At 44.6% G+C, this 24559-nt stretch carries 27 protein-coding genes; 9 read left to right on the top strand and 18 right to left on the bottom strand.

Annotated features, from left to right (window positions below; all coding sequences use genetic code 11):
- Positions 1-3: 3 nt before the first annotated feature.
- Positions 4-864 carry a cation diffusion facilitator family transporter gene (locus FZ954_RS09140; RefSeq protein ID WP_148878150.1) on the bottom strand — a complete coding sequence of 287 codons (861 nt, stop codon included), beginning with the start codon at positions 862-864 and terminating at the stop codon, positions 4-6.
- Between the two features lie 169 nt (positions 865-1033).
- Here FZ954_RS09140 and FZ954_RS09135 point away from each other — a divergent pair, with 169 nt between their 5' ends.
- Complete coding sequence (locus tag FZ954_RS09135) at positions 1034-1555, top strand: TetR/AcrR family transcriptional regulator (RefSeq protein WP_148878149.1); 522 nt, start codon at positions 1034-1036, stop codon at positions 1553-1555.
- A gap of 76 nt (positions 1556-1631) precedes the next feature.
- Positions 1632-2804, top strand: a complete 1173-nt coding sequence (locus FZ954_RS09130) for an MFS transporter (protein WP_148878148.1) — start codon at positions 1632-1634, stop codon at positions 2802-2804.
- Here FZ954_RS09130 and FZ954_RS09125 read toward each other — a convergent pair.
- Complete coding sequence (locus tag FZ954_RS09125; RefSeq protein ID WP_148878147.1) at positions 2799-3404, bottom strand: DNA-3-methyladenine glycosylase; 606 nt, start codon at positions 3402-3404, stop codon at positions 2799-2801. The genes FZ954_RS09130 and FZ954_RS09125 overlap by 6 nt on opposite strands.
- A gap of 163 nt (positions 3405-3567) precedes the next feature.
- Here FZ954_RS09125 and FZ954_RS09120 point away from each other — a divergent pair, with 163 nt between their 5' ends.
- The gene (locus FZ954_RS09120; RefSeq protein ID WP_187423360.1) at positions 3568-4314 is read left to right on the top strand and encodes a DeoR/GlpR family DNA-binding transcription regulator; all 747 of its coding nucleotides are present in this window, start codon (positions 3568-3570) and stop codon (positions 4312-4314) included.
- A 40-nt stretch (positions 4315-4354) separates the two neighbouring features.
- Entirely contained in the window at positions 4355-5182 is an 828-nt protein-coding gene (locus FZ954_RS09115; RefSeq protein ID WP_148878145.1) for a Cof-type HAD-IIB family hydrolase, read from the top strand.
- 30 nt (positions 5183-5212) lie between these two features.
- Here FZ954_RS09115 and FZ954_RS09110 read toward each other — a convergent pair whose 3' ends face one another.
- From FZ954_RS09110 to FZ954_RS09085, 6 genes are read right to left on the bottom strand one after another with little or no spacing between them, the layout of a single operon-like run.
- Positions 5213-5692 (bottom strand): GNAT family N-acetyltransferase, encoded by a 480-nt coding sequence (locus FZ954_RS09110; RefSeq protein WP_148878144.1) that lies wholly within the window; start codon positions 5690-5692, stop codon positions 5213-5215.
- A 24-nt stretch (positions 5693-5716) separates the two neighbouring features.
- Positions 5717-6988 carry a D-alanyl-lipoteichoic acid biosynthesis protein DltD gene (gene dltD / locus FZ954_RS09105; RefSeq protein ID WP_148878143.1) on the bottom strand — a complete coding sequence of 424 codons (1272 nt, stop codon included), beginning with the start codon at positions 6986-6988 and terminating at the stop codon, positions 5717-5719.
- Positions 6981-7220 (bottom strand): D-alanine--poly(phosphoribitol) ligase subunit DltC, encoded by a 240-nt coding sequence (gene dltC, locus FZ954_RS09100; RefSeq protein ID WP_005591431.1) that lies wholly within the window; start codon positions 7218-7220, stop codon positions 6981-6983. The genes dltD and dltC overlap by 8 nt, the downstream gene beginning before the upstream one ends.
- A gap of 21 nt (positions 7221-7241) precedes the next feature.
- Complete coding sequence (gene dltB / locus FZ954_RS09095) at positions 7242-8486, bottom strand: D-alanyl-lipoteichoic acid biosynthesis protein DltB (protein WP_148878142.1); 1245 nt, start codon at positions 8484-8486, stop codon at positions 7242-7244.
- The gene (dltA, locus tag FZ954_RS09090; protein WP_148878141.1) at positions 8483-10033 is read right to left on the bottom strand and encodes a D-alanine--poly(phosphoribitol) ligase subunit DltA; all 1551 of its coding nucleotides are present in this window, start codon (positions 10031-10033) and stop codon (positions 8483-8485) included. Before dltA ends, dltB begins: the two co-directional genes overlap by 4 nt.
- 20 nt (positions 10034-10053) lie before the next feature.
- A complete protein-coding gene (locus FZ954_RS09085; protein WP_005591428.1) occupies positions 10054-10185 on the bottom strand; it encodes a teichoic acid D-Ala incorporation-associated protein DltX in 132 nt (43 codons plus the stop codon).
- 265 nt (positions 10186-10450) lie between these two features.
- Between FZ954_RS09085 and FZ954_RS09080 the strand changes: the two genes are divergently transcribed.
- From FZ954_RS09080 to FZ954_RS09065, 4 genes are all read left to right on the top strand, one after another.
- A complete protein-coding gene (locus FZ954_RS09080; protein WP_125379145.1) occupies positions 10451-10777 on the top strand; it encodes a PadR family transcriptional regulator in 327 nt (108 codons plus the stop codon).
- On the top strand, positions 10764-11363 hold the full coding sequence (locus tag FZ954_RS09075) for a DUF1700 domain-containing protein (RefSeq protein WP_148878140.1): 600 nt from the start codon (positions 10764-10766) through the stop codon (positions 11361-11363). The genes FZ954_RS09080 and FZ954_RS09075 overlap by 14 nt, the downstream gene beginning before the upstream one ends.
- Positions 11356-12255, top strand: coding sequence for a DUF4097 family beta strand repeat-containing protein (locus tag FZ954_RS09070; RefSeq protein WP_125379147.1), 900 nt, complete (start codon positions 11356-11358; stop codon positions 12253-12255). The genes FZ954_RS09075 and FZ954_RS09070 overlap by 8 nt, the downstream gene beginning before the upstream one ends.
- 117 nt (positions 12256-12372) lie before the next feature.
- A complete protein-coding gene (locus FZ954_RS09065) occupies positions 12373-13326 on the top strand; it encodes a S66 peptidase family protein (protein WP_148878139.1) in 954 nt (317 codons plus the stop codon).
- A 39-nt stretch (positions 13327-13365) separates the two neighbouring features.
- Here FZ954_RS09065 and FZ954_RS09060 read toward each other — a convergent pair whose 3' ends face one another.
- From FZ954_RS09060 to FZ954_RS09040, 5 genes are all read right to left on the bottom strand, one after another.
- Positions 13366-14616 carry a S41 family peptidase gene (locus tag FZ954_RS09060; RefSeq protein ID WP_148878138.1) on the bottom strand — a complete coding sequence of 417 codons (1251 nt, stop codon included), beginning with the start codon at positions 14614-14616 and terminating at the stop codon, positions 13366-13368.
- 105 nt (positions 14617-14721) lie between these two features.
- Positions 14722-15972 (bottom strand): carbohydrate-binding domain-containing protein, encoded by a 1251-nt coding sequence (locus FZ954_RS09055; RefSeq protein WP_148878137.1) that lies wholly within the window; start codon positions 15970-15972, stop codon positions 14722-14724.
- A gap of 17 nt (positions 15973-15989) precedes the next feature.
- On the bottom strand, positions 15990-16670 hold the full coding sequence (locus FZ954_RS09050; RefSeq protein WP_148878136.1) for a DUF4956 domain-containing protein: 681 nt from the start codon (positions 16668-16670) through the stop codon (positions 15990-15992).
- Positions 16663-17388, bottom strand: coding sequence for a polyphosphate polymerase domain-containing protein (locus FZ954_RS09045; protein WP_148878135.1), 726 nt, complete (start codon positions 17386-17388; stop codon positions 16663-16665). Before FZ954_RS09045 ends, FZ954_RS09050 begins: the two co-directional genes overlap by 8 nt.
- A 241-nt stretch (positions 17389-17629) precedes the next feature.
- Positions 17630-20029, bottom strand: a complete 2400-nt coding sequence (locus FZ954_RS09040; RefSeq protein WP_148878134.1) for a YhgE/Pip domain-containing protein — start codon at positions 20027-20029, stop codon at positions 17630-17632.
- Between the two features lie 141 nt (positions 20030-20170).
- On the opposite strand from FZ954_RS09040, the gene FZ954_RS09035 reads away from it, so the two are divergent.
- The gene (locus tag FZ954_RS09035) at positions 20171-20701 is read left to right on the top strand and encodes a TetR/AcrR family transcriptional regulator (RefSeq protein WP_005591417.1); all 531 of its coding nucleotides are present in this window, start codon (positions 20171-20173) and stop codon (positions 20699-20701) included.
- A gap of 104 nt (positions 20702-20805) precedes the next feature.
- Here the strand turns inward: FZ954_RS09035 and rpsD are convergent, their stop codons facing one another.
- The 5 genes from rpsD to FZ954_RS09010 form a co-directional block, all read right to left on the bottom strand.
- Positions 20806-21417 carry a 30S ribosomal protein S4 gene (gene rpsD, locus FZ954_RS09030; RefSeq protein WP_148878133.1) on the bottom strand — a complete coding sequence of 204 codons (612 nt, stop codon included), beginning with the start codon at positions 21415-21417 and terminating at the stop codon, positions 20806-20808.
- A gap of 251 nt (positions 21418-21668) precedes the next feature.
- The gene (locus tag FZ954_RS09025) at positions 21669-22391 is read right to left on the bottom strand and encodes an ABC transporter ATP-binding protein (RefSeq protein WP_148878132.1); all 723 of its coding nucleotides are present in this window, start codon (positions 22389-22391) and stop codon (positions 21669-21671) included.
- Positions 22391-23389: an ABC transporter substrate-binding protein gene (locus FZ954_RS09020; RefSeq protein ID WP_187423359.1), complete on the bottom strand. Its 999-nt coding sequence runs from the start codon at positions 23387-23389 to the stop codon at positions 22391-22393. Before FZ954_RS09020 ends, FZ954_RS09025 begins: the two co-directional genes overlap by 1 nt.
- Positions 23390-23431: 42 nt before the next feature.
- Positions 23432-24184: an ABC transporter permease gene (locus FZ954_RS09015; RefSeq protein ID WP_148878130.1), complete on the bottom strand. Its 753-nt coding sequence runs from the start codon at positions 24182-24184 to the stop codon at positions 23432-23434.
- Entirely contained in the window at positions 24147-24437 is a 291-nt protein-coding gene (locus FZ954_RS09010) for a thiamine-binding protein (protein WP_045499954.1), read from the bottom strand. The genes FZ954_RS09015 and FZ954_RS09010 overlap by 38 nt, the downstream gene beginning before the upstream one ends.
- Positions 24438-24559 lie beyond the last annotated feature (122 nt).

Below are 24559 nucleotides of genomic sequence, written 5' to 3'. Positions count from 1 at the left end.
AAACTACTCTTTACCAATACAACATTCTTGGTGTTCCTGCAAGCTTTCATCGGTCTGAATGGTTACTTTGGCAATGCCATAAGCCAAAAGCTTTTGGCGCAGGACAGCCTGCGTTTCAGCCAGCAAATTTGGATTTTCCAGACAGATATGAAGCATGGCATATTTTTCCAAACCATCCGTCGTCCAGACATTGAGCTGAGTGATGGCTCGCACATTTTCCAGCACCGCTATTTCCTGATAAAGCTGACTGAGATCCACATCGCTGGGCACATGGTCTAGGAAGATCTGGATATTCTCCCAAAATTTTGGCAGAGCCTTACTGAGAATAAAGCCTGCGATGACCAGAGAAAGCAGCGGATCTAGGAAATACCAGTCGGTGAAGCGCAAAATGAGAGATACGAGGATAATCGCTAGCCAGCCCAAGATATCCTCAAGAAAGTGCAGGCTAAGAATAGATTCATTGTGACTGTGTCCATGGCTGACCACTCTGCTAGCTGCTGTATTGACGACAATGGCAACAATCCCCAAAATCAACATGCCATCATAATTCACCCTCTCAGGAGCAAATAATTTGGGGACATTTTCCACGATAACCAAGGTCGAACCGATCAGCAAAATCACTGAGGTCAAGAGAGCACCCAGTAGGCTGTAGCGCTTATATCCTAGGGTATAGTTACGGTCTTCTTTTCTATTGGAAATCTTTTCAAAAAGAGTCGATAGACCAATAGCCAGAGCATCTCCTGTGTCGTGAATTGCATCCGCTAAGACAGCGCTAGAATGAAAGAGAAGGCCAAAAATAAATTCAATAATAGCAAAAGAAAAGTTCAAGAGAAAGGCAATTGTCATATTTCTACTGGATTTCATGTGAACCTCCTTATTTATTTTCCTAAAAGAATACGATTTATGGTATAATCTAATCAATACCGAACACTCTGTTCAATTATATTATCTCCTATTATCAGAAAGGAAACAAGAGCCAGTTCATGCCCTTTGTCTCTTAGCAGACAAAAAGCTCTTTTTGTACGGAATTTCCATGGATAGACGAGTAAAAAAATCACGCGCAGCCATTTACCAAGCCTTTATCAGCCTGCTCAATCAGAAAAGCTACGAAAGCATCACCGTTCAGGAAATCATTGATCTGGCAGATGTAGGACGCTCCACCTTCTATAGCCACTTTGAGACAAAAGAAACCCTGCTGGAGGAACTCTGCCAAGATCTCTTTCAGCATACCTTTATCGAGCGATCTGAAGGACGCGATTTGTTTGAAGCGACAGCTCATATTTTTCATCACTTTCGGAAAAATCAGGATCGGATAGCCACCCTCCTCTTGGCTAAAAATACTTATTTCATCAACCGCTTGAAAATCGAGCTAGAGCGCTATCTCTTTCCCATGATCCAGCAGAAATTGTTGCAGGAAAAGAGCCATCTGCCAGACAACTTTTTAAAAAATTATGTGACGTCAACTTTTGTAGAGACGGTCAGCTGGTGGCTGCAGCAACGAAATCAGGTTGACGAAGAAACGATTTCTCGTTATTTTCTGGACTTGATGGACTAAGCCGCAATTCACCTATCATTTTCTAAAAAGATATGGTATAATCGTTCCTTGACGTACGAAAGGAGATTGACTATTTATGAAAAAAGAACACTCACCATTTTTAATTCCAGGTATAGTGATGATCGGGATAGCACTACGGACTCCTTTTACTGTTTTGCCTATCGTTCTGACAGATATTGCTGAGGGGCTACAGGTTCCAGTTAGTTCCCTAGGCCTCTTGACCAGTCTGCCCTTGATCATGTTTGCCCTCTGCTCAGTCTTTGCTCCACGCTTGGCGCAAAAGATGAGCTTGGAAAAACTGTTTGCTCTTGTTTTACTCGTGCTAACTCTAGGCTCGCTGATTCGCGTGTTTAATCTCCCCTTACTCTATACGGGAACTATTATTTTAGGAGCGGCTATTGCTGTCTTAAACGTCCTTCTTCCGAGCTTGATTCAGGCCAATCAGCCGCATCGTGTCGGTCTTTTGACGACTCTTTATATCACATCAATGGGGCTGTCGATCACGATTCTGTCTGCTCTGGCTGTTCCCATCGTACAAATGAGCTCTTGGCAAGGTCTCATTTGGATATCAACCTTGATTTGCTTTGTGATTCTCTTGGTTTGGCTGCCCAATGTCAAATATAGCCATCGCTTGGTGGCTAAACAACAAGGAAAGCAAGAGCAAGGAGCTCTTCTAAAAAATCCAAGAGTCTGGGCCTTAATTTTATTTGGTGGCTTACAGTCACTACTCTTTTATACCAGTATGACTTGGTTGCCAACCTTGGGGCAGCAAGCTGGCCTTTCTACTGATACGACCGGACTACTAGCAGCGGTCTTTTCTCTGATTAGCCTGCCCTTTTCAATGACCATTCCTAGTTTGACAGCGCGCTTGAAAGCTCGTCAACGTCTGGTCATGATTAGCCTGGTTTCTGCGGCAGGTCTGATCGGCATTACCATGCTCTTGATTCGGACAGATTTCTTTGCTTATTGGCTGATTCTTAATCTGCTCATTGGTATGTCTGTCAGCGCCCTCTTCCCCTATCTCATGGTGACCTTCTCCCTCAAGACCTCTACGCCTGCGCAAACGGCCCAACTATCCGGACTGGCTCAAACTGGAGGATACATCCTAGCTGCCTTCGGCCCTAGCCTCTTTGGCTACAGCTTTGATTTATTCCATTCTTGGACACCAGCCATCCTCATCCTCCTCGGTCTGACCATCATCATGACCATGAGCCTCTTTTACATAGAAAAATTTGACAAGATTCTATAAAACTTCTGATTCTCCATCAGGAGTTTTTTGCTGCCAAGTTTCTTGGTCGGCTAATAGATTTTTCTTAGCAATTTTAGAAACATGGCGATTGCCCACAACATAAAAACCTAAAGGCTCTTGCCGCCATGCGTCTGTGCAGGTGACTCCAATCCGCGGTCGGCTCCCGATTTGGACAGGTTTACAATCCTCGTCTAGCTGCAAGCACCCCGCTAAGCTCTGACCGTCAAAACGCTTGTCAATGCCAGCATATTTAGTTAATTTTCCAGGTCCATTGGCCAAAAGGTGACCATCTGGCAATTCCAAAGCCCGAATCAAGACAGCCTCGGCGATATTTTCACTCTTGGTCACCAGATTCAGCATCTGATGGCCGTAAATCTGATAGACATACCAATGGCCGGCAGCCAGATACATGGATTCATTTTTAGGGGAGCGGCGTCCATCGGCAGAATGACAGGCACTGTCCTGCTTACCTAGATAAGCTTCTGTTTCAACAATTCGTCCCAAGACTTGACCGTCCAAAATTAACTGCATGCCTAAAAGAACCTTGGCAGTAGCAACTGTATCTTCTTCCATTAGTCGCTGAAATTTGCTTGATATCATCTTTCCCTCATCTTACCTACTTGATTTTCATTTGATTATAACATAATTTCAAAAGAACTTTTCTTATTTTTAATAAAAATACTTAAAAATCATTAAAAATACTTGCAAAAACTTAAACTGTGTATTATGATTATCTTAGAAAGATGAAGAAAGGATAAAGAACATGTATCAGGAACAGCGGCTTTCAAAAATGCTGGAACTTTTGGAGGACAAAGGGCAGCTGGCGGCCAAGGATATGGTGGATTATTTTCAGGTTTCTAAGGACACTATTCGCCGTGATTTCTCAATTTTGAGCGAGCGAAAACTGGTCCAACGCACCCATGGCGGGATTATTCCTTTGGAAAATGGTCGGCAAATTCCTTCTTTCAACGACCGTGTCGGCCAACTAAACCAAGAAAAAAAGGCCATTGCTCACAAGGCTCTGGACTTTCTCAAACCCAATCAGGTCAATTTCTTTGATGTATCAACGGTGATTCTCAAGCTGGCTCAGCAAGTTCAGCAACCGATGACGATTTTTTCTCATTCTTTGGATAATGCCATCATGCTGAGCGATCAGGAGCAGGTTGCTTTCCATCTTTTAGGTGGGAAGTTCTATCCGAGAAATCGTTTTTACTACGCTCTCAATGAAGCCGAGCTGCTCAGAGATATTTCTTTTGATCTAGCCTTCATAGGAGCTGCAGGTCTGAAAAATGGCCAAATCAGCTTTGAAGATCAGGAAGATACCTATCTGAAGAAGCTAGCTCTCAAGCAGGCCAAGACAAAGATTCTGCTGGCTGAGCAGGCCAAAGTTAAGAAAGAGTCAACCTATATTTTAGGAAATATCAGCGATTTTGACTACTGGATCACTGATCAAAAACCTAGCCCTGAGCTAGAAGCTCTTCTGGCTGGGGAAGTCACCATTATTTACTAGTTCGACAAGATTTCATTTTATAGCTTATGGAGGAAGAACCATGACCAAGCAACCTATTCGTTTGATTGTCAGCGACATTGACGGTACAATTCTCGATGATCAGCACCAAGTAGATCCGCAGCTGAGGGAGCAGATTCCCTTGCTGAAAAAAGAAAACATCCCCTTTGTCCTAGCCTCTGCCCGCTCTCCTCTGGGCATGGAGCCAATTGCGCGCAAGCTAGGGCTGGGTGATAACCCACTAGCCTGCTACAACGGTGCTCTGGTCATCAAGGGTGACCCGCAAGATTACGAGACCATTATCGAGCATCCATTGGATAAAAAAGAAATTCGCACTTTTCTGGAACTGGTCAAAACTAAGTTTCCTAGTGTTTCCATCAATCTCTACTCTGGTAAAGATTGGATTGCTGACCGTTTGGATCGGTGGGTGCAAATTGAAGCCGAGATTACAGGTGAGCAACCTCTTATTCAAAATATTCTACTGCCTGTTCTGGATGTGCTCATCCCAGCCCATAAGTTGCTGTTGATTGATGATGCAGCTGTTATCCAGCAGCTCCATGCCTACCTGCAAACGATGGATTTTCCAAATACAGCCTTCTACCTGTCCAAGGACAACTATTTGGAAGTCACACATAAACAAGTGTCAAAAGAGCAGGCCCTTCTGGAAGTGGCCAAACACTACCAGATTCCGCTGGAGCAGGTCATGACGATTGGAGACAACTTCAATGACCTTCCGATGCTGCGACTGGCTGGTCTGGGAGTTGCCATGGGCAATGCCCCTGAAGCAGTTAAAGCTGAGGCAACAGTCGTCACTAAAAGCAACAACCAGCATGGAGTCGCCAAAGTTATTGAGGAATACGTTTTACTATAATGCAAAAAAATCTGCCCTTGAGCAGATTTTTTATTGATGGTAATCATAGGCAAGGCGAGGGCTGCCATCTGGCAAATAAATCGTACCACACTGGCTAAAACCGTAGCGGCGAATGGCTGCTTGCATCGGCTGGTTATCCGCATGCGTATCGATGCGGAGATAAGGGATTTGCTGCAGGCAAAAGTCAAAACATTGATGAGCCAGACCCTTTACTTGTCCATTTGAAGCGATACGATGGATTGTACCGTAAGGCTCTGAAAAATGCCAAGCACCTTCAATTTCTTGGTAGGTCGGATCTGGTCCGATGATGAACGCAAAAGTTCCAACAACTTGCCCAGCCTCTTCAAAGACATAGCAGTGACCCGCCCGAATATCTTCCTCTACCAGCTGATGATTCGGATAGGAAGCCGGCCACTGACTGGGATTTCCCATAGTCCGCATAAACTCCCTAGCCTGATCAAAAATTGCTAAAATCGCTGGGATATCCTGCATTTCCGCCAAGCGAATCATGTCTTCTCCTTCCAGCCTATTACCTTATTTGACAAATTCCTCGTAGTTACCCGTGTAATTAGCCCACTCCTTACTGAAGAACTTTTCATTGATCTGATAATTCGGAGCAGGTTGAGGATTAGACACAAAAGGATCGACAGCCTTGTCGAAAGCCAGCCAGCCATTCCAGCCCATGTGGATCGTGTCCTGCATGAAGTAAGGCTTGTCGCCGTCCTTAGAAAAGTCAGCAATATTTGTAAAACCTTGACTCTCCAGCTGGAACTTAATTTTCTCAACTGTCCGCTGGTACATCTCTTCACTCAATCCAGTATAGGCCATCCATTTGGCATTGACCGGTGGAATGACAAAGATAACATTGGTATGGGATTTGGCAAATTGTTCCAAAACTAGCTGCAAATCATTGTACTCAGGAGACTTTTCGTAAGACTGTTTGGATTGGAAGCCTTTGAACTTCTTGATTTTTCTAGCTAAACGCTTCTTATAAAAGTCGTTATCGATGCCTAAATCATTGTTATTGGTCTGCTTGACAGCATCTGCCGTAGCCAGTTTTTCCAATTCTTCATAAGAGAATTCATCTGGAAGACGGGAAAGCTGAGGTAAAACCTTCGTGTCATAGTTGCCATTATTACCAGCAGCAAACGTGCTGAAAAAAGCATCTTCCCGCTGATAAATCCGACTCATGGTATGGATATACTGCTGTTCAAAAGAAGTCAGTTGGCTTCCATCGGCAACTTTCTTGACAATATCCCCCATAGCAATGTTGGGATAGAGCTGCAAAAGCCGCTGGGCTGCATACTGGGAGCCTACTCCACCATCCTGCCAGCTAAGAAAACCAGCTAGCTGATCGCTATTGAAATACTGCTGAAAAGCCGCCGCATCATAGCCTTTTTTGGTAAACCATTGCGGAGAAACGACATAGACAGCCGTCTTATTTTCCAGCTCAGAGGTCATCTGCTGCATCCCAAAATATTGGTTGAGCGAAGCCGCCCCCCGCTGTCCTAGAAAATAAGGTCGGTAATTGCGGTCATACTTTTCAGCCAAAACAGCTGGGTGCATACTGTCAAAGCGCAGCCATTCGCTGGAGCCAAAGTAGGGCACAAAACGGGTATCTTGATCTGTCAGGGCCGTCATTTTTTTGCTACGGCTTTTGAACGTTTCTGCTGTAAGGGTCACAGCTGCCCGCTTCTCTGCTTCCACATCGTGCTTTTTCTCAAGCGGATAGAAGAAAAAGAGCAGGGCAACCATGACCAAGGCGCAGAAGACCGGCCCTAGAATCAGCCAGAGTCGTTTAAGCATTACGAAGCTCCGTTACGCCTTCAACGATTTTATTGGCTGTATTCCAGTCATCGCGGCCAAACTCTGACACTGGCACGCGGATGTCAAAACGGTTTTCCAGCTCAACAATCAGCTCTACTGTCCCCATGCTGTCCAAAACACCAGCATCAAACAAATCCTCGTCCATCATGTCCGAAACATCTTCCATAAATAATTCGTCAATAATTTCAATTACTTCTGCTTTTACATCCATTATAGTTTCCTCGTTTACATTTTATTTTTTAAACCAAAGGTCATTCAAAAATCCTGAGAAGATCAAGAATGAGAACATGACAACATGGAAGGTGATAACAACCCCCAGCGCTTGGGTCCACTTGTTGTCAGGCAGGGCTGGCAGTCCCTTGCTTTTACGCTCTTTATTGATGGTCTTTTTCTTACGGAGCCAAGCGTCATTGACCACCAAGCCCAGACCATGGAAGAGGCCATAGGCGATATAGTACCAGGTCACACCATGCCAGAAGCCCATGACCAACATATTGATTATATAGGCTACACTGGAAGTTGTATTGCGGTTTTTAAAGACCTTATTACGCATGAACACCATGACCAAGCGCATAAAGACAAAGTCTCGGAACCAGAAGGACAGGCTCATGTGCCAGCGATTCCAGAATTCCTTCAAATCGCGTGAAACAAAAGGCTTGTCAAAGTTGTTAGGACTCTTGATGCCCATGAGATTGGAAATGGCCACCGCAAACATCGAATAACCAGCAAAGTCAAAGAAGAGATCCAGACCAAAGACATACATGACGCCTAGCGTCCCCAGATTGAAGAAACCGCCAGTATAGAGGGCATAGGTCTTGACGTGCCCTAAAATCATGTGGCCAAAGATATGGGCCAGGACAAACTTATAGAGAAAGCCCAGCATGATATACTTGACCGACTGCTCCAGCATATCCAGAAGCTCATCGCGCTCTGGTATTTGGAGATAATTTTCATTGAAACGCTTGAAACGATCAATAGGGCCACTAGAAAAAGTAGGCATAAAGAGCATAAAGCGGAGGAATTCCCAGAGACTGAAATCAGTCAGCACGCCATCCCTCAGCTCAATAATCATACCAACTGAGCGGAAAGTCAAATAGGAAATTCCCAAAAAGCCAAAGAGTGATTGATGGCCACTGATAGCTGGCTCGACCTTGACCCAGAATAGGGGCAGGATCGCCAATGCTGTATGCAAATAAAATATCCACTTGCTGTCCTGCTTTTTGCGGTAGAATTTATAAGAATAAACCCAAATCGTCTGCCAGACGACATAAAAGAGTAGGGCATAAAGCTGCGCCAGACTGGGACCCGTCAGCATCAAGACGATAAAAGCCAAGCTGACTAAGGCTTCGTAGACTGGGAAGCGTTTTTTAAAGAAAAGTCCGATAAAGATTGGCAAAACAGCCAAGATAAGATAAAGGAAATACTGTGGGTCTCCGTAAGGCTCCAGATGAGGAAGCTGTTTCAAGAAATCCATCATGACTTGTTGACCTCACTAATCAGCCCCTTGATATCAATCTTGCCGTTTGGTGTTAGGGGCAGAGATTCCCGATAGAGGAACTTCGATGGCATCATATAAGACATCATGATATCCTGTAGATCCTCTTTGATAGCCTTGGTAATATCGATTTCGCGGTCAAATTGCTCTGCAACACCGTCTTTCAAAATAACGTAGGCCAATAAGTTTTGAACCTTGTGGTCCTTATTATAACGTGGCACTGCTACTGCCGCCTCGATATACTTGGATTTATTGAGGTTTTGAGATACGTCCTCTAGCTCGATGCGATAGCCGTTAAACTTAATCTGGAAGTCCATACGACCGCCGTAGAGTAGGAGATCTTCATCAGTCATCGTCCCCACATCACCTGTATGATAGGCTGGTAGCCCTTCAAATTCAAAGAAGGCTTCAGCTGTCTTTTCAGGATTGTTGAGGTAGCCCTTGGATACGGCTGGGCCACAGACAATGATTTCCCCCTGCTGACCATTTGGCAATTTTTGCCCATTTTCATCAATGACAAAGGTTGGTGAATCTGCCTTGGTATAGCCGATTGGCAGACGCTTGAGGGTCGCTAGCATCTCATCCGTGATGGCAACTGCAGACAGAGCCACCGTTGCTTCGGTCGGGCCATAGGCATTGATAATACGAGCCTCAGGGAAACGCTCCCGCAATTTCTGAGCTGTCTTGACCGTCAGCTCCTCCCCATCAAAGTAAAAATGCGTAATGCCTGGCATTTTTTTGCTGTTAAAATCTTCCGAAAGCATGGCCATATCCGCAAAGGACGGTGTAGAAGTCCAGATTGCTACAGGCAGGCTGAGAATCGCTTCAAATAGCTGCTTGAAGTCCTGAGTCAGACTAGAAGGCAGGGCATAGAGAGTCCCTCCCAACGCCAAAGTCGGTGCCCAGTACATAACTGACAAGTCAAAAGAATAAGGCGGTTGTGCCAGCATTTGCGGACGGCTCGGTGTCGCAAATTCCTTGTCTGTAATCATCCAGTTGGTAAAACTAAGCAGGTTATCATGAGAGATTTGCACACCTTTAGGTTTGCCAGTCGTACCAGAAGTAAAGATGATGTAGTAATTATCATCGCCGTTTACAGGATGGCTCATCTCATAGGCAGTCTTTTCTGCGTAAGCCGCTTGAACCTCTTCCAGACTGAGAATGGCTGCATCTGTATCAGCCAGCGGAAAATCCGCAATGGCAATAATCAAGCTTGGTTCGGCTACTTCCAAAATAGCAGTCACGCGCTCCAAGGCTGAATGACTATCAATAGGAATATAAGCATGACCAGCTTTGGTCAAGGCCACAAAAGTAGCCAGCATTTCATACTCCTGACCACCGTAAACAACGACTGGTGACTTGGGAGCCAGCCCCAAGCTATCAATCTTGGCTGCCAGTGCATCGGAGTCGGCCTTTAGATCTCCGTAGGTATGGACTTGTCCGAGGACATTGTAGACAGGGAAATCTGGCTGCGTCTGAGCAAAGTGCTCAATCGCTTCAATCATATCTGTAATTGCTGTATTTGACATGTGTATAGTACTCTCTTACATTAAAATTCATTGTAGATAAAGCCACCTTGACCTTGACCAAGATAACTAAAGAAATAAAGCAGGGCTACGAAAATCACAAAGTATAGCAATGTCTGCCCTACAAACTTATAAATCGTCTTATATTTCGTCATTTCATTCACTCTTATCTTTTTTAGATAGACATAGATTATTTTACCATTTTATAGAGAAAGATTTCAATATAAAAGCTATCAATTGTGTAAAGTTCTTGTAAGGAAATAAAGAGAAAAAGAGTTACTTCCCTTATTTTTCAAGGATGAAATCCTTTTCAATATCTATAAGTAAAATTTCTATATATTGCTTGACTTTTAGTTCAAAAGGCGGTATCCTATATGTAGAAAGTTTATATATAATATTTTTATATATAGGAGGTAGTACATGTATTTCCCTACATCTTCTACCCTGATAGAATTTCTGATTTTAGCGATTTTAGATAAAGAAGATTCCTACGGCTACGAGATTAGCCAGACCATCAAGCTCATTGCCGATATCAAGGAGTCCACGCTTTATCCTATCCTGAAAAAATTGGAAAAGAGTCAGTATTTAGCAACTTACTCTCAGGAATATCAAGGTCGAAAACGAAAATATTACTCTCTGACCCCAACAGGTCAGAAACAACTGGTTCGGCTCAAAAATGAATGGGAGCTTTATACCAGCATGATTAAGGGCATTATCGAAGGGAGTGTTCGCCATGACAAGAACTGAATATCTAGCTCAACTAGATAACTATTTGAAAAAGTTGCCAGCAAAAGACTATCAAGAAGCCATGGACTACTTCACCGAGTACTTTGACGAGGTCGGTCTAGAGGGAGAGGCAGCAGCTATAGCTGAGCTGGGTAGTCCCAAAGAAGCGGCTCACGAGATTATCATCAATCTTCTGGACAAGAAAATAGAAGAAGACAGTCAAGAAGCTAGCTCCGTCAAAAATAGTAAGCAGATCGTCCAGATTGCTATTCTGTCCATCTTGGTGGCTCCACTAGCAATTCCTCTATTAATTTTGGCTTTGACTTTGATTTTCACTTTCTTCCTCCTCGTTAGTGTCCTTGCTTTTGTCATGGCCGTCTTTACCTTTGCTATGCTTCTCCTAGGGGCTAGTCTGATTTGGGACAGCCTGACTCTCGGCATGACCACTTCGATTCCTGCTTTTGCCCTTAGTTTGGGTATGAGCCTTTTAGCCTTGGGACTGGCTGGACTCTTCTATCTCAGCATTGGTCCTATCCTTCGCTTTATCAAACTCAGCTTTGTCAAACTCGCCCAAGTCTTGGCACGGAAAGGAGGCCGTCATGTCTAAAGTAAGAAAAACCATACTCAGTATTGCTATAGCTGCCTGTCTTCTGGGTCTAGGCCTCATACTGGCAGGGCTAGCAAGTGGTGGTCTGCAAGATCTGGTAAGGAGCTCAGCCACTAGCACCAAGATGGCCAAGCAAGAAGAAACCTATGACAATATCCATTCCTTAAATCTAGACCTGAGCAACCGCTCGGTTGTGATTGGAGAATCACCCGATGATAAGGTTCACTTGACCTATTATCAAGGAGATGGCAAGACATCCGAAAAAATCAGTAGCAAGGCTGAAAACGGTAGTTTATACATTAAGGAATCCAGCTTTTTTATCAACATTAACAGCGGTCTACGCTCTTTACTGGGCTTGATAAATGGAGATTTTGAAAGGACTCAACAAATCATTCTAAGCCTACCTAAGGGAAGGAACTTGGAGCAGGTCAAGGCCAGTTTGGCTAACGGTAGCCTATCAATCAATGACCTGACAATCAAAAAAATAAAAGCCGATCTCAGTAATGGTTCGATCGAACTCAGTCAGAGCCAAATTAAGAGCGGCAGCATTGAAAGTGCTAACGGTAGCATCGAGCTAATCCAAACCAGCCTGACCGATACTCAAATCAGTCTCTCCAACGGTAGTATCACTAGTGATAAACTGACCCTCAAGGGCAATATCAACATGTCCAGCAGCAATGGCTCCATCGATCTCCATCTCGCCGAAGAGACCTACAAAGCCATCTCACTGGACCTGCAAACAGACCTAGGTGACATTGAACTGCCCAAGGACATGCAGACCAGCCACGACCAAGAGGACTTCATAGGCGATCGAGTCATTCATACCAATGAACAAGCTCAAGCCAAGCTGACCGCCCGCACCAGCACCGGCAGTATTGAGATTAGTCATTAAAAATAGAACGGAACCTGATTGGTTCCGTTTTTTATGGTCATTCTCTCTAATCCTACCTTTACTTCCTATAGCCTTTATGTTATGATACTCTATAAAATTTATCACAAGGAGGTTTCTATGAAAAAACTCACATCTGGCATGCACATTCGGGTCGTCAGTCCCTCGTCGTCAATCGAACGCCTTGGCGGCTTTGAGGCCAATCTAGCCGCCAAGGAGCGCTTGGAAAAGCTAGGATTTACCGTGTCTTTTTCGGAGCATTATCTGGAAAATGATATACTAGGCTCTGCCTCCATCGAAAGTCGGGTGGCAGACATTCATGCTGCCTTTTCGGATGACTCAGTTGATGCTATTCTGGCCACCATCGGCGGTTTCAACTGCAATGAGCTTTTGCCCTATCTGGACTTTGAGTTGATTGCTAGAAATCCTAAAATTTTCTGTGGCTACTCAGACACAACAGCTTTGCTCAACGCGATCTATAGCAAGACTGGTATGAAAACCTACATGGGACCGTCCTACTCTAGCTTTAAGATGGATGCCCTGCAGGACTATCAGACCGAGAGCTGGCTCAAGGCCATCAGCCAGACTTCTTATGAATTGACTCCTAGTGAAAAATGGGGCGACAATGCCTGGTATCTGCCCGATGCCTCACTGACCTTCCATGAAACAGAGTGGAAAGTCTATCATCACGGACAAGCCCAAGCCACTGTTATCGGCGGTAATCTTTCCACCTTCTCACTTCTGCGTGGGACACCCTATACCCCGACAGATGAAAACTACGTCCTCTTTGTTGAAGAGGCGGAGGAAGATGATTATGTGGAATTTGACCGCAATCTTGCCGCCCTCCTTCAGGCCTATCCCAACCCACATGCCCTTCTCATCGGCCGCTTTCCAAAAGAATGCCAGATGACAGAGGAGCTGCTCTTTTATATCTTGGACAAACATCCGATTCTCAAACAAATTCCCGTCCTCTATGACTTGGACTTTGCCCATACTCAGCCACTCTTTACCATCACCATCGGTGCTCAAGTGACTGTGGATACGGAGACGATGTCTATCAAAATTGACGAATAAACAAGAAACGACCTCCAAACAAAAGGTCGTTTTTGATATCTAAAAGTCATGAATCATCTCTAAACAGCGCTCCAAATCCACATCCCGCTCCAGATGCTCAACTGTCCAAGGAATAAGGATGTCTGGTTCAATCCCCTTGTCTGTCATCCCCTGTCCCTTATCAAGTGCTAGAGCGCGTGAAGTTGGAAAGTTCAAACTATAGTCACCATAATCTACCTGACAGCAGTTGGAATAATCTAGTATTCCAAGAGTCGGGCGCCCCAGAACCGTCACCTTAGGAAACCATTTCATCATCTGGACAAAATTGTCTCCCGACGAAGCACAGTAGACATCTGCCAAGACAAAAATCTTCTCAGGATGGCTTCCTCCTTTCACATTAGGAAACATTTCCCTGTCCTCGCCTCCAAATTTGACATAGCCTTTGCCCCGATTGGCCTGCAGGTCTTGCATGATTATCTCCAACAAATCCTTCGTTTCCTGATTAATCCCTTCCTGCTGCACGTAGGCTTCAAAATCTTTCAAACGCAGGTCAACATTCCGCTCTGTGTAGAGAATTTCCATCCCTTCATCAGTCCTACCCAAGTCAGAATAGACTTGCCCCTCAGAAAGAGCATAGTGGAGCAGGGGAAAATACAGCGAGTCCATCCCGCCAGTATTTTGACGGACATCAATCACCAGACAAGCAGCCCTCTTGATAGTATCTTGTGCTTCCTGATAGAGTTTGTTGATGGCTTTCTCGTTCCTAAAGTCATCCAAACGGAGATAAATAACACCCTTTTCTAACTCTTTCCATTCAAATCGACTCTCTACAGGATTCTGGCTAGGCTCAACTGAAAGGATTTGCTCTACTCCTGCTCGCAAAACAGTCACTTGCCTAGCTTTTGAAATCAACTCGCTCCACTCACGGTAGTTTCGCTCAGGCGTTGAACTGGTAAAATACGCTCGGTGCATCCTATAAAACTCTTCTAGATGCTGTCCATCCAGTTTCACAATTTGATCGCCCGCCTGCAAATTCGTATCTGCATTAGCCTGCTCAACATAAAGTCCTTGGATTGTTGAACGTAGAACAAAACCTTTTGGTTTAGCATATTTCTCCCGAAAAGCTACGTGGCCGATAACTCCGAAGCTAGCTAGATAAGTCTGAACCTGATAAAGAAAATCCTTTTCACTCATATCGTCTGAAATACATTCGCGAAAACCAGTCGGATCCGCACCGTCAATATCCTTTTTAGTTGCAGAATCTTGGGTCATAATCGAAACAACATCTTCAAAAATAGCCGTTTTTCTCATCGTATTGCTCCTCGTCATTATTGAGACTAGTATATCATTTTTGTACATTTTATGCCGATTTAAACAAAAAATCTAAGCACAATCTCTGCTTAGATTTTTTTCTAATCAATGTCCACCGGGACCGCCACCTTGTCCGCCTTGGGCACCGCCACCACCAGGGCCATCGGCTGTGATTTCGGTTCGGGTTTGCCCATTGACCGTGATAGTCCCGCCCGTATAGGTAGCCTTACCATCAAAGTCAAAGGCAGACACAGTGGATGTGATAGCTAAGTTTCCACCTGTCATGATGATATCCCCGTTGGAGTCAAGGGCGTCTGTATCGCCTTGGCCGACCTCAACCTTGATGTCACCACCAGTAATCTTGATGAAAATCTCAGCCCCAGTCGCCGTACCAGCTGCATTGATTCCATCATCCGTCGCATAAAGATCAAGTGTACCGCCATTAATCGTAACATTTGTTCCCTCTAAAGCTTCGACACTGGACTTGACTGTGATGGTGCCACCGTCGATCACCGCTGCATTGCTAGCATGAAGGCCGTCATCGCCAGCATTAATCGTAATGGTCCCAGACTGGATATAGAGATTTCCGAGCGAAGTGTCCTCATCATTATCAGAGTGGATCGCATCCTCCGTCGCGGTAATATCCAGACTAGCCTCCTTGATGTTGATGGCATCATTGGCTGACAAGCCATTCTTATAGCCTTTAATCGTATAAGTCCCGCCTGTAATGCGCAGGTCATCATTAGACTCGACCGCGTTACCGTATTTTCCTTCGATGGTCAGACTGCCTGAGCCGTTAAAGGTCAAGTCGTCCTTGCTGTAAATGGCCGCATCGTAGTCAGTATTGGTATGATTGGCCGAGTCAGAAATGCTATTCTTGCTGCCTTCAGCTAGGGTAATAAAGGTTTTATCCGCATTTTCTACCACAATCGCTGCATCTGTCCCTGTCATGGTCACACCATCCAATACGATTTGTACCTTGTCTTGATCGCCAGCCTTGACAACAATCTGCACATTTTCACTGCTACCAGAGAGGACATAGGTTCCAGCTGCCGTAATGGTCACTGTGGACCCAGAAACGCTCGCTCCGTCACCAGATGTCTTGGCTGTAGAGCCGCTCAAGCTAATCTTGGTCGCTGTCGACTCATCATAAGAAGCATCCTGATCACGATCCGTGAAATAGCTAGATGTATCTGTCTTTGTCGTACTGGTAGCTGTTTGAGTGGTCGTGGCACTAGCACTCGTACTAGTGCTGGACTGGCTGGTCACGCTACAAGCTCCCAAGGTGACAGTCATTAGCGCTAGGGGCACCATTAGTTTTATTTTCTGAAATATTTTTTTCTTGCCTGTTTTCATGATTAGCCTCTTTCTAATTATAATTCATTTTCTTTCGTGATATAGCGGCTAATGGCAATCTCTAGATTTCCATTGCGCGTGCGCAGGGCATCGATGAGTTCTTTTTCGGTCATTCGACCATTCAGCTGAATGATGTATTTAATCTTGAACAAACTCCCCATATCAGAGGTTTTGACATTAGCCAGTTCAACATGATTGGCAGCTTTGTTGAAAATATCATCAAAAATGCTTTCATAGTCCAGACTTTCTGGTATGACGATAGTCAGCTGGCGCATGGAATGCTTCATCTGTCCGAAATTGACCACTTCAAGCAGCAGCATGACGAGCGACATGATGAGGGTAAAGACGGTCGCAAAGACTAGATAGCCCATTCCGATGGCAATCCCGATTGTCATGACTAGGAAAATGGACACCAGCTCCTTGGCCCCTCCTGGTGCGGAACGGAAACGAATCAAGCTGAAGGCCCCCATGACGGCAACCCCTGCTCCCAAACTTCCATTGACCAAGAAAATCACAATTGCAATCAAGGTCGGTAAGAGCGCCAAACTCATCACAAAGGATTTGCTGTAAACTGTCTTAAACTGGTAAACCTTGGCAATGACTAAGCCCAAAAACAAGGATACTCCGATAGCCAGCATCATCATAGCCGGATCTACGGCCGTATCGGTAAAAATATCATAAAATAAGTGACTAAGCATGATTTACAACTCCTTTATAGTCTGTCGTTTTCTTATAAGCAACCCCGTATTTGGAAAAGGAGCTTGGGAAGACCTGATGGCGATCCAAAATCTCACTCAGCCAGAGCGGATAGGCTCCTGGCACCTTGACTTCCATAATCACATGATGATTCGGCAGAAGATTTTCCCCGTAATGACCATTCAAAAGGCTTAAATCATAGTTGCGGTAGGTCAAATCGTGGTCAATGGTAATCCGAACATTGGGATCCTCAATCCCCTTCATAGAATAACGATTGTAGTAGATATACATCATGGGCTGCAGGCCACCGTAGCGCTGACCCAGCCAGTCGATTTCCTCACGAATCTGACAATCTTCAATCTTACTGTGATCGCCCTCCAAGTAAGCCTCGGCAGCTACTAAATCTGTCGAAATTCGGCGCTTGTAGACAATCTTGCGCACTTTTTTCTTGATTTCCAAAAAGACTTGACTGTCTTCTTTCGGATTTTCATCGTAGGTCCGCACGCGCAATTTTTCTTTAAAATAAGGCTTTTCTAAGGACTCACGAATCATTTGATAGGTCGGGGTGTCGTAGTAAAGATTATGGATGGTCGAGTAAGCATGCTCATCCTCCACCAGATGACTTTCAAACTCGGTCAGTAAATCGGCCAAAGTTTCTTTGGAAATAATGTATTTGGTTTCAAATCGTTGAAATTTATCTTTAAATGTCTTTTTAGCCATGGATTCTCCCCCTGTCTTTCTTGTAACTAGAGCCATTTTACGGATGAAAACTTAAAGCAAGGCTAAAGAAAACTTAAAGAAAACAAAACATTCATATTTTCATAGCGAATAACATAGACTTGTGGAGAAAATCTACACAGCAAAATTCTCTACTGTTTCACGTGAAACAAAAAAACTTGGTTCTGTTCACAAAACCAAGTTGTTCCTTTCGAAGAGAAAATAGTCTGCGCTCTTCTCTATCTTAAATAATTTCTTTCTTATCAGGACGATAGGCCATTGTACCTAAAGCCATGAAAATCAGTAAAGTTGCGGACAGGAAGGCTAGTTGCCCACCGATTTGACCATTCATCGATATCGTTTCCCGCAGTCCTGACACCGCATAGCTCATTGGCAAGATTGGATTGAGCATTTGGAAGATTTCCGCCGTCAGGGGCAGCGGATAAGTACCAGCACTGGAAGCCAACTGCAGGAGCAAGAGGATCAAGGAGATAAAGGCCCCGACCTTACTATCCCAAGTGACCAGAGTCGTCACAACCGCCATAAAGGCCATGCTGGCTAAAATAGTCAAGGCAAGCGTCATCCATTCGTAGTTGGCCTCAAGACCAATCAAATGAACCGCTCCATAAACCAAGATACCTGCCAAAACAGAAATCAAGCCATTGACTTCCAGACGAGCCTTGAGCCAAGCTTTGCGAGAAGCTGGCACCTGACCAGAAGGGAGCGTGCCAAAAATAACATTGGTCGAAATCGCCGCCACAAAAAGAGCAACAGAAATCATGTAGGGAGCCATACCAACACCATTTTTACCGACTTGATCTTTATCTGTCTTTTTCAGATTGACAGGGCCAGCCAGGGCTGCCGCATTGTCCTCTGTCACTGAAAGCTCAGATAATTGACCCTTGGCATCCGTCAACCCTGTATTTAGAGTCTGGGCACCGACTGACAAGTCTCCCAGCCCACTACTTAAAGTGAGACCACCGGTCGCTAACTGCTGAGAACCATCTGCCATTTGAGTAGCACCTGTAGATAATGTTTGCATACCTGCGACCAAAGTAGATGATTTATCATTTAATTGAGAGAGGCCTGAGCTGATTTGACCGATTCCTGAAGTCACTTGGTCATTATGGCTCGCTAAATTAGCCGCTCCTTGAGAAAGCTGGTCGACCCCTGTAGTATAAGCCGCTACTCCCTGAGCTACTTGAGAAAGGCCACCTGTATAAGCCGTAATGCCTTGAGAAAGGGTCGCTGAACCAGTGCTGGCAGAGGACAAGGCGTCATTTACCTGACCCAAGCCACCGTAGAGACCACTAATCATAGCTGAAGCACCTGGCAGGACTTGGTTGGCTGCTGCCGACAGCTGACTTGCCTGACCACTGGCCGTTTGCAGTCCTTGCAGATTCGTTTGGATAGCTTGGACTTCCTGTACAATAGCTGCCGCTGCACTACTGCTAGAATCAGCACCACCTGCTAGAGCTGCTTTTAGTTCTTCTTGCTCACTGGCAGAAAGTTTCTGGTAAGCAGCTGTGCCTTCTAAAGCGGCCACGGCTGCAGCCCGATCACTTTGCGCACTACTTGCCAAAGACTGGGCATTGGTCACAATCGTTGTGAGAGAAGCCGCAATTGTTTCCGTTGGCAAGCTCGTTCCCGATGTGGCATTCTGAATAGCTGTATTGAGCTGATCTAGACCTGTCGTCAACTGAGCAACCTTTTCTTGATTAGCAGCAACACTACTATTAACAGATGATTGCAGTTCTGCTAAACCGCTGTTTAGTCGCTCCACACCAGCGACTAATTCCTGTGAATTGCCCGTTAGTTGGTTGGTTCCATTCAGTAATGTTTGTGACTGAGCGGTTAATTGACTGGCACCAGCTGAAAGCTGCCCAACTCCATCTGTATATTCCGTCATCTTGCTAGTAAAAGTCGGCAAGCCGGCATTGATCTGAGCCACTCCATTTGTGTATGCTACCAGACCAGTTGACAGCGCTGTGGCTCCATCTGAGAAAGTGAGGCTAGACTGAGCTAGACTTTCCAAGTTAGTAGACAGCTTTTGGCTACCGTTTGCCAGTTCCTGACTGCCTTCGGCCAATTTAGCTGTGCCATCTGCGGCTGTTCCAAGTCCACCTTTTAGCTTATCCATACTCGCAAAAAGGCTTGTCACATAGCTGTTTGTAATCTTCTGACTGACCGATTGCTTCATCGAAGTCATGGCAGAATCGCTCATTTTGCTGGCGATAAAACTATGACCACTGGATGTTTGGTAGTGGATCGTAACTTGCTTAGGCTGATTGCTCAAGATACTAGCCGCATTGGCTGATAGATCCTTAGGAAGAGTCACCACCATGTAATAGTCGCCCTTTTCCAGTCCCTTCTCTGCCTGATCCTTATCCACAAAATGAAAATCCAGCGCTGCATTTTTTTTCATATCTTGAACCATATCTGAACCAATGGACAAGTCTTTTCCATATAAGCTTGCCTTCTGGTCCTGATTGACCACCGCTACTGGCAGATCAGAAAGTTTGCCATACGGATCCCACATAGAGCTCAAAAAAATCACATTATACAAGGCTGGAATCAAGGCAACCCCCAGCATGACTACAATAATCTTCGGTTTTTTGAAGATCGCTTTCCATTCTTTGAACATCTTTTCTCCTTTTTTATACACATTGTCTAAAAATTTGATATAATAGATTATACACAATAAAAAAATTAAGGCAAGCAGAAAAATCTTTTTTTGTACACATTGTCTAATTTTGTATAATTCAATAACAAAGGAAAGATTAAAATGACAGAAAGTAATAAACGTAAGAAAACCAAGGCTATCATTGAGAAGGCTATGGTTGACTTATTGCATCAAGAATCTTTTGACCACATTACGACAGTCGAATTGGCCCGAGCTGCTGGCATCAGTCGCAGTAGCTTTTATACCCACTACAAAGATAAATATGATATGATTGAGCGCTATCAGCAAGGGCTCTTTCATCAACTAGAATACATCTTTGAGCACAATCGTGAAGATGTAGCAGTCGCTATCACAGAGGTCTTTCAATTCCTGACCCAAGAGCCTCTTCTGGCTGCCCTCTTGACGGAAAACGGCACTAGAGAAATCCAAAATTTCCTACGCCATAAGCTCCAATCCTTACTTTCCCAAATCCTACAGGAACGGTTTCGCAATAAAGCTTTCAATCAAATCGAAAAGGAATACGGCATCGTCTACCTCGTTAATGCCTTCTTTGGCGTCTACCAGATGTGGATCGCCCGAGGCAGTAAGGAAAGCCCGGAACAAATGGCTAATCTTCTTTTAAAGATGCTATAAAACTCAACAACTAATAAAGGCTGGGACAAGATATCCCAGCCTCTTTTTGTTAATCGAATAAAAAAGAAGCCAAAAACGGCTTCTGAATAAATTTCCAATAGAAATTAAAGCATTTTGTTGTAGAATTCAACGACAAGTGCTTCGTTGATTTCTGGGTTGATTTCGTCGCGTTCTGGCAAGCGAGTCAATGAACCTTCCAATTTTTCAGCGTCGAATGATACGAATGCTGGACGTCCAAGAGTAGTTTCTACTGCTTCAAGGATTGCTGGAACTTTCAATGATTTTTCACGAACTGAGATCACTTGACCTGGAGTTACGCGGTATGATGGGATATCAACGCGTTTGCCGTCAACAAGGATGTGACCGTGGTTTACGAATTGACGAGCTTGACGACGAGTAGTCGCAAGACCAAGACGGTAAACAACGTTATCCAAACGACGTTCCAAAAGAAGCATGAAGTTGAAACCAAGGATTCCGCCTTTGATTTTTGTAGCTTGTACGAACAAGTTACGGAATTGTTTTTCACCTACACCGTAAGTGAAACGAAGTTTTTGTTTTTCAGCCAATTGCAAACCGTATTCTGACAATTTAGAACGGTTGTTTGGTCCGTGTTGTCCTGGTACGTAGTTACGACGTGCCAATTCTTTACCTGTACCTGTAAGTGAAAGGCCAAGGCGACGAGCTTGTTTCCAAGATGGTCCTGTATAACGTGACATATGTATGTCCTCCTAAAAATAAAAATATTTCGGTGGAAATAGTCACTTAGAAAGCCCTGATTCGTGCAGATGCCCTTCGCCTAAACAGCCAAGGTTACTTGTTATAAGACACCTGTTGACGAGCTTCATGCTTTCCTGCTGCTATTTCACACAAAGGCTATTGTACCATGAATAAAGTCAAAAGTAAAGACTATTCTACAAAAAATCAAGCCCAGAGGCTTGATTAAAGTCATTTTTAGAAAAAAGGCAGCTTACAGCCCCAAAAGCTTCAAAATCTCCTGCTTGTATCGCAGCTTCTGCAGTTCTTTATCCTCGCTGTCTGACCAAGTCAGTTGGAGATCTGCTACGATTTGTCCAGGCCGATTTTTCAGGATATAGATACGGTCGCTGAGAGCCAGAGCTTCCTCGATACTATGAGTAATGAGGAGAGTCGTCAGGCCTAGCCTACGATGAATATCCAGATACCAAGCGTGCAGCTCCATCTTGGTCAGCTCATCCAAGGCACTAAAGGCCTCGTCCAGAAGAAATAGCTTATGACCGAACATATAGGTCCGCAGCAGAGCCACGCGCTGCCGCATCCCCCCGCTCAACTCATGTGGATACTTGTCTGCCACATCAAAGAGCCCGAACTCCTTCAAAATCTGACTTGCCTGCTCCGTCGCTTCCTTTTTGGATACTTTTCGGATTAGCAGGGGCAAGATGACATTGCCCAAGACCGTCTTGTGCTCCAGCAGCAAGTCCTTCTGCAGCATATAACTCACCCTGCCCTTGGGATTTTCCTGCCCGTCTAGGACAATCCTGCCCGACTGGACTTCCAAAATCCCAGCAATCAGATTAAAGAGGGTCGTTTTACCGACTCCACTAGGGCCCAAAATCGCTACGACCTGACCTGCTTCCACCTGTAGGCTGATATCTTTCAAAATCTGCTGCTCATCATAAGCGTAGCTTACATTTTCAAGTTTAATTTCTGTCATTATTTTATATAATCGTTGCTAAATCCCTTGTCACTCAAGTCATTGTTCACAATGCCGTTGTTCTTGGCCCATTTATAAAAGGCATTCCAGCGGCTAGCCTCAAACTGACCCCACTTGTCCTTATCCGATGCATATTGCTCGGACAAATATTTTTGAGAAGCCAAGACAAAGTCACGCTTAGTTTTCAACTCTGGCGCATGCTTGATTAAAATATCCGCCGCTTCTTCAGGGTGATCCATGGCATATTGATAACCCTTCTTGATAGCCTGTAGAACCTTTTTCGCTTCGTCCGGATTCTTCTTCAGATAGTCATTATTGGCAATAATCACTGGAGAATAATAGTCAAACTCCTTGACATAGTCCTTCATATAAAAGAAATTCGTGTCCATGCCCTGAGTTTGAGCCATGATACCGTCCCAGCCGTGGTAAATCCAGGCTGCATCAAACAAGCCATTTTCAATCGGCGTAATTGAGTTGGAATCGTTATTTGGAACCTTCTCTACATCATCAAACTGACCGCCTTGGCTTTCGACCAAGGTTTTGAGCATGCCCAGCTCCACTGGATCATTCCAGGTGCCATATTTCTTGCCAGCCAGATCCTTAGGACTTGTGATCCCTGCAGATTTCTTGGAAATAATGCCCGAAGTATTATGTTCTACAATGGCCGCGACAGCTGTGATTTCTGCGCCCTTATCCAGTTTTTTAGCCATGGAGTCCTGGAAGTAAATACCAAAAGGTGCCTTGCCGTTGATAATCAGATCCGAACTGCTATCTTCCGGTGGCAACTTGATATCCACATCCACGCCTGCTTCCTTGAAGTAGCCTTTTTCTTGAGCTACATAAAGGCCGGTATGGTTGGTGTTGGGTGACCAGTCTAGGATAAAATCAATCTTTTTATCCTTACTAGCAGACTCTGAGCCTGACTTGCTGCAAGCCGCTAAGCCGAAGATAGACACGGCAGCCAAACCTGCCAGCAACATTTTATAAGTTTTTTTCATTATAATCCTCTTTTCTTTTTTGGAAATAGCAGAGCTGAGCTCCTATTTCCATTTAATGACATATTTTTCACTGACAGCTACCAGCTTCATCCCCAGAAGACTGATAACCGAAACCAATATGATAATAGCAAACATGGTGTCATACTGGAAAAGTTTCTTGGACTGAATCATGTAAACACCCAAACCTTCGAAACCGCCCAGCCATTCGGAAACAACGGTCGTGATAAAGGCGTAGGAAACACTGACGCGCAAGCCCGCATAGAAATAGGGCAGACTAGCTGGAATCTTAAAATGCAAGAGAATCTGCCAGCGATTGGCCTGCATAAGCTCAAAGAGAGTCAGAGTATCTCTATCACAATGCCGAAAACCGTCCAGAATACTGACGATAATCGGAAAAGTCGTCGTCAGAATAATGAGCACAATCTTGGGCAAAATCCCATAACCCAGCCAGAGAACCAGAATTGGCGCCAAAGCAATGGTCGGAATCGTCTGCACCACGACCATCATGGGGTAGATCAGATCATTGAGCCAGCTCATGCTGTCCATGAGCACGGCTAATATACAGGCCAAGATGACACCCAAGACTAACCCCAGCAAGGCTACTTTTAAGGTGGCCCAGCTATGAATTGCTAGAAAGCTCGCATCTCTGATAAAGGCCTGACCGATTTCCAGAGGCGTCGGCAGGATAAACTTGGGCAAGAGCTTGAGCCAGCCCATGACCTGCCAGATGACAAGGATTCCCAGCATACCCAAAAGGCTAATCTGCTGCCGCAGGATATTTTTCAAGTTTTTCATCAATACTTAAAATCTTTCCATAGTTTATTTTCACATTAGCAAAAACATTGTCTGCCTGAGTGCCTGCAAGCTCAATCGCCTGCTGCAGAATAGGAAATAAGGTCTCCCATTCCCCTTCTAGAACGGTCTCAAAAGGCGTCACGACCATCTTCACTGGCTGTTTTTGCAAAAACTCAATTACTTCCTCTATGACTGCCAAACGATTCACATCATGTGACAAAGGAAGAATTTGTAAAGCAATGCTGGCTTTCATCTCTTCACCTCCTTACTTTCATGCTTCATCTGAGAATAATGTAGACAGATAGGATTAAAATTCACAAGAAAATAACTTGGTTTTTAAACAAAAAGACAGCGAGCTCCCTTTATAAACACCTT

Origin of the sequence: Streptococcus sp. Marseille-P7375, from assembly GCF_902460365.1 — a bacterium.
GTDB lineage: Bacteria > Bacillota > Bacilli > Lactobacillales > Streptococcaceae > Streptococcus > Streptococcus cristatus_I.
This window is presented reverse-complemented; position numbering and strand designations above follow the sequence as displayed.

What these genes read in the sequence shown, in the direction of transcription:
- FZ954_RS09140 (WP_148878150.1), bottom strand. Translation starts at nt 864, where the DNA reads ATGAAATCCAGTAGAAATATGACAATTGCCTTTCTCTTGAACTTTTCT.
- FZ954_RS09135 (WP_148878149.1), top strand. Translation starts at nt 1,034, where the DNA reads ATGGATAGACGAGTAAAAAAATCACGCGCAGCCATTTACCAAGCCTTT.
- FZ954_RS09130 (WP_148878148.1), top strand. Translation starts at nt 1,632, where the DNA reads ATGAAAAAAGAACACTCACCATTTTTAATTCCAGGTATAGTGATGATC.
- FZ954_RS09125 (WP_148878147.1), bottom strand. Translation starts at nt 3,404, where the DNA reads ATGATATCAAGCAAATTTCAGCGACTAATGGAAGAAGATACAGTTGCT.
- FZ954_RS09120 (WP_187423360.1), top strand. Translation starts at nt 3,568, where the DNA reads ATGTATCAGGAACAGCGGCTTTCAAAAATGCTGGAACTTTTGGAGGAC.
- FZ954_RS09115 (WP_148878145.1), top strand. Translation starts at nt 4,355, where the DNA reads ATGACCAAGCAACCTATTCGTTTGATTGTCAGCGACATTGACGGTACA.
- FZ954_RS09110 (WP_148878144.1), bottom strand. Translation starts at nt 5,692, where the DNA reads ATGATTCGCTTGGCGGAAATGCAGGATATCCCAGCGATTTTAGCAATT.
- dltD (WP_148878143.1), bottom strand. Translation starts at nt 6,988, where the DNA reads ATGCTTAAACGACTCTGGCTGATTCTAGGGCCGGTCTTCTGCGCCTTG.
- dltC (WP_005591431.1), bottom strand. Translation starts at nt 7,220, where the DNA reads ATGGATGTAAAAGCAGAAGTAATTGAAATTATTGACGAATTATTTATG.
- dltB (WP_148878142.1), bottom strand. Translation starts at nt 8,486, where the DNA reads ATGATGGATTTCTTGAAACAGCTTCCTCATCTGGAGCCTTACGGAGAC.
- dltA (WP_148878141.1), bottom strand. Translation starts at nt 10,033, where the DNA reads ATGTCAAATACAGCAATTACAGATATGATTGAAGCGATTGAGCACTTT.
- FZ954_RS09085 (WP_005591428.1), bottom strand. Translation starts at nt 10,185, where the DNA reads ATGACGAAATATAAGACGATTTATAAGTTTGTAGGGCAGACATTGCTA.
- FZ954_RS09080 (WP_125379145.1), top strand. Translation starts at nt 10,451, where the DNA reads ATGTATTTCCCTACATCTTCTACCCTGATAGAATTTCTGATTTTAGCG.
- FZ954_RS09075 (WP_148878140.1), top strand. Translation starts at nt 10,764, where the DNA reads ATGACAAGAACTGAATATCTAGCTCAACTAGATAACTATTTGAAAAAG.
- FZ954_RS09070 (WP_125379147.1), top strand. Translation starts at nt 11,356, where the DNA reads ATGTCTAAAGTAAGAAAAACCATACTCAGTATTGCTATAGCTGCCTGT.
- FZ954_RS09065 (WP_148878139.1), top strand. Translation starts at nt 12,373, where the DNA reads ATGAAAAAACTCACATCTGGCATGCACATTCGGGTCGTCAGTCCCTCG.
- FZ954_RS09060 (WP_148878138.1), bottom strand. Translation starts at nt 14,616, where the DNA reads ATGAGAAAAACGGCTATTTTTGAAGATGTTGTTTCGATTATGACCCAA.
- FZ954_RS09055 (WP_148878137.1), bottom strand. Translation starts at nt 15,972, where the DNA reads ATGAAAACAGGCAAGAAAAAAATATTTCAGAAAATAAAACTAATGGTG.
- FZ954_RS09050 (WP_148878136.1), bottom strand. Translation starts at nt 16,670, where the DNA reads ATGCTTAGTCACTTATTTTATGATATTTTTACCGATACGGCCGTAGAT.
- FZ954_RS09045 (WP_148878135.1), bottom strand. Translation starts at nt 17,388, where the DNA reads ATGGCTAAAAAGACATTTAAAGATAAATTTCAACGATTTGAAACCAAA.
- FZ954_RS09040 (WP_148878134.1), bottom strand. Translation starts at nt 20,029, where the DNA reads ATGTTCAAAGAATGGAAAGCGATCTTCAAAAAACCGAAGATTATTGTA.
- FZ954_RS09035 (WP_005591417.1), top strand. Translation starts at nt 20,171, where the DNA reads ATGACAGAAAGTAATAAACGTAAGAAAACCAAGGCTATCATTGAGAAG.
- rpsD (WP_148878133.1), bottom strand. Translation starts at nt 21,417, where the DNA reads ATGTCACGTTATACAGGACCATCTTGGAAACAAGCTCGTCGCCTTGGC.
- FZ954_RS09025 (WP_148878132.1), bottom strand. Translation starts at nt 22,391, where the DNA reads ATGACAGAAATTAAACTTGAAAATGTAAGCTACGCTTATGATGAGCAG.
- FZ954_RS09020 (WP_187423359.1), bottom strand. Translation starts at nt 23,389, where the DNA reads ATGAAAAAAACTTATAAAATGTTGCTGGCAGGTTTGGCTGCCGTGTCT.
- FZ954_RS09015 (WP_148878130.1), bottom strand. Translation starts at nt 24,184, where the DNA reads ATGAAAAACTTGAAAAATATCCTGCGGCAGCAGATTAGCCTTTTGGGT.
- FZ954_RS09010 (WP_045499954.1), bottom strand. Translation starts at nt 24,437, where the DNA reads ATGAAAGCCAGCATTGCTTTACAAATTCTTCCTTTGTCACATGATGTG.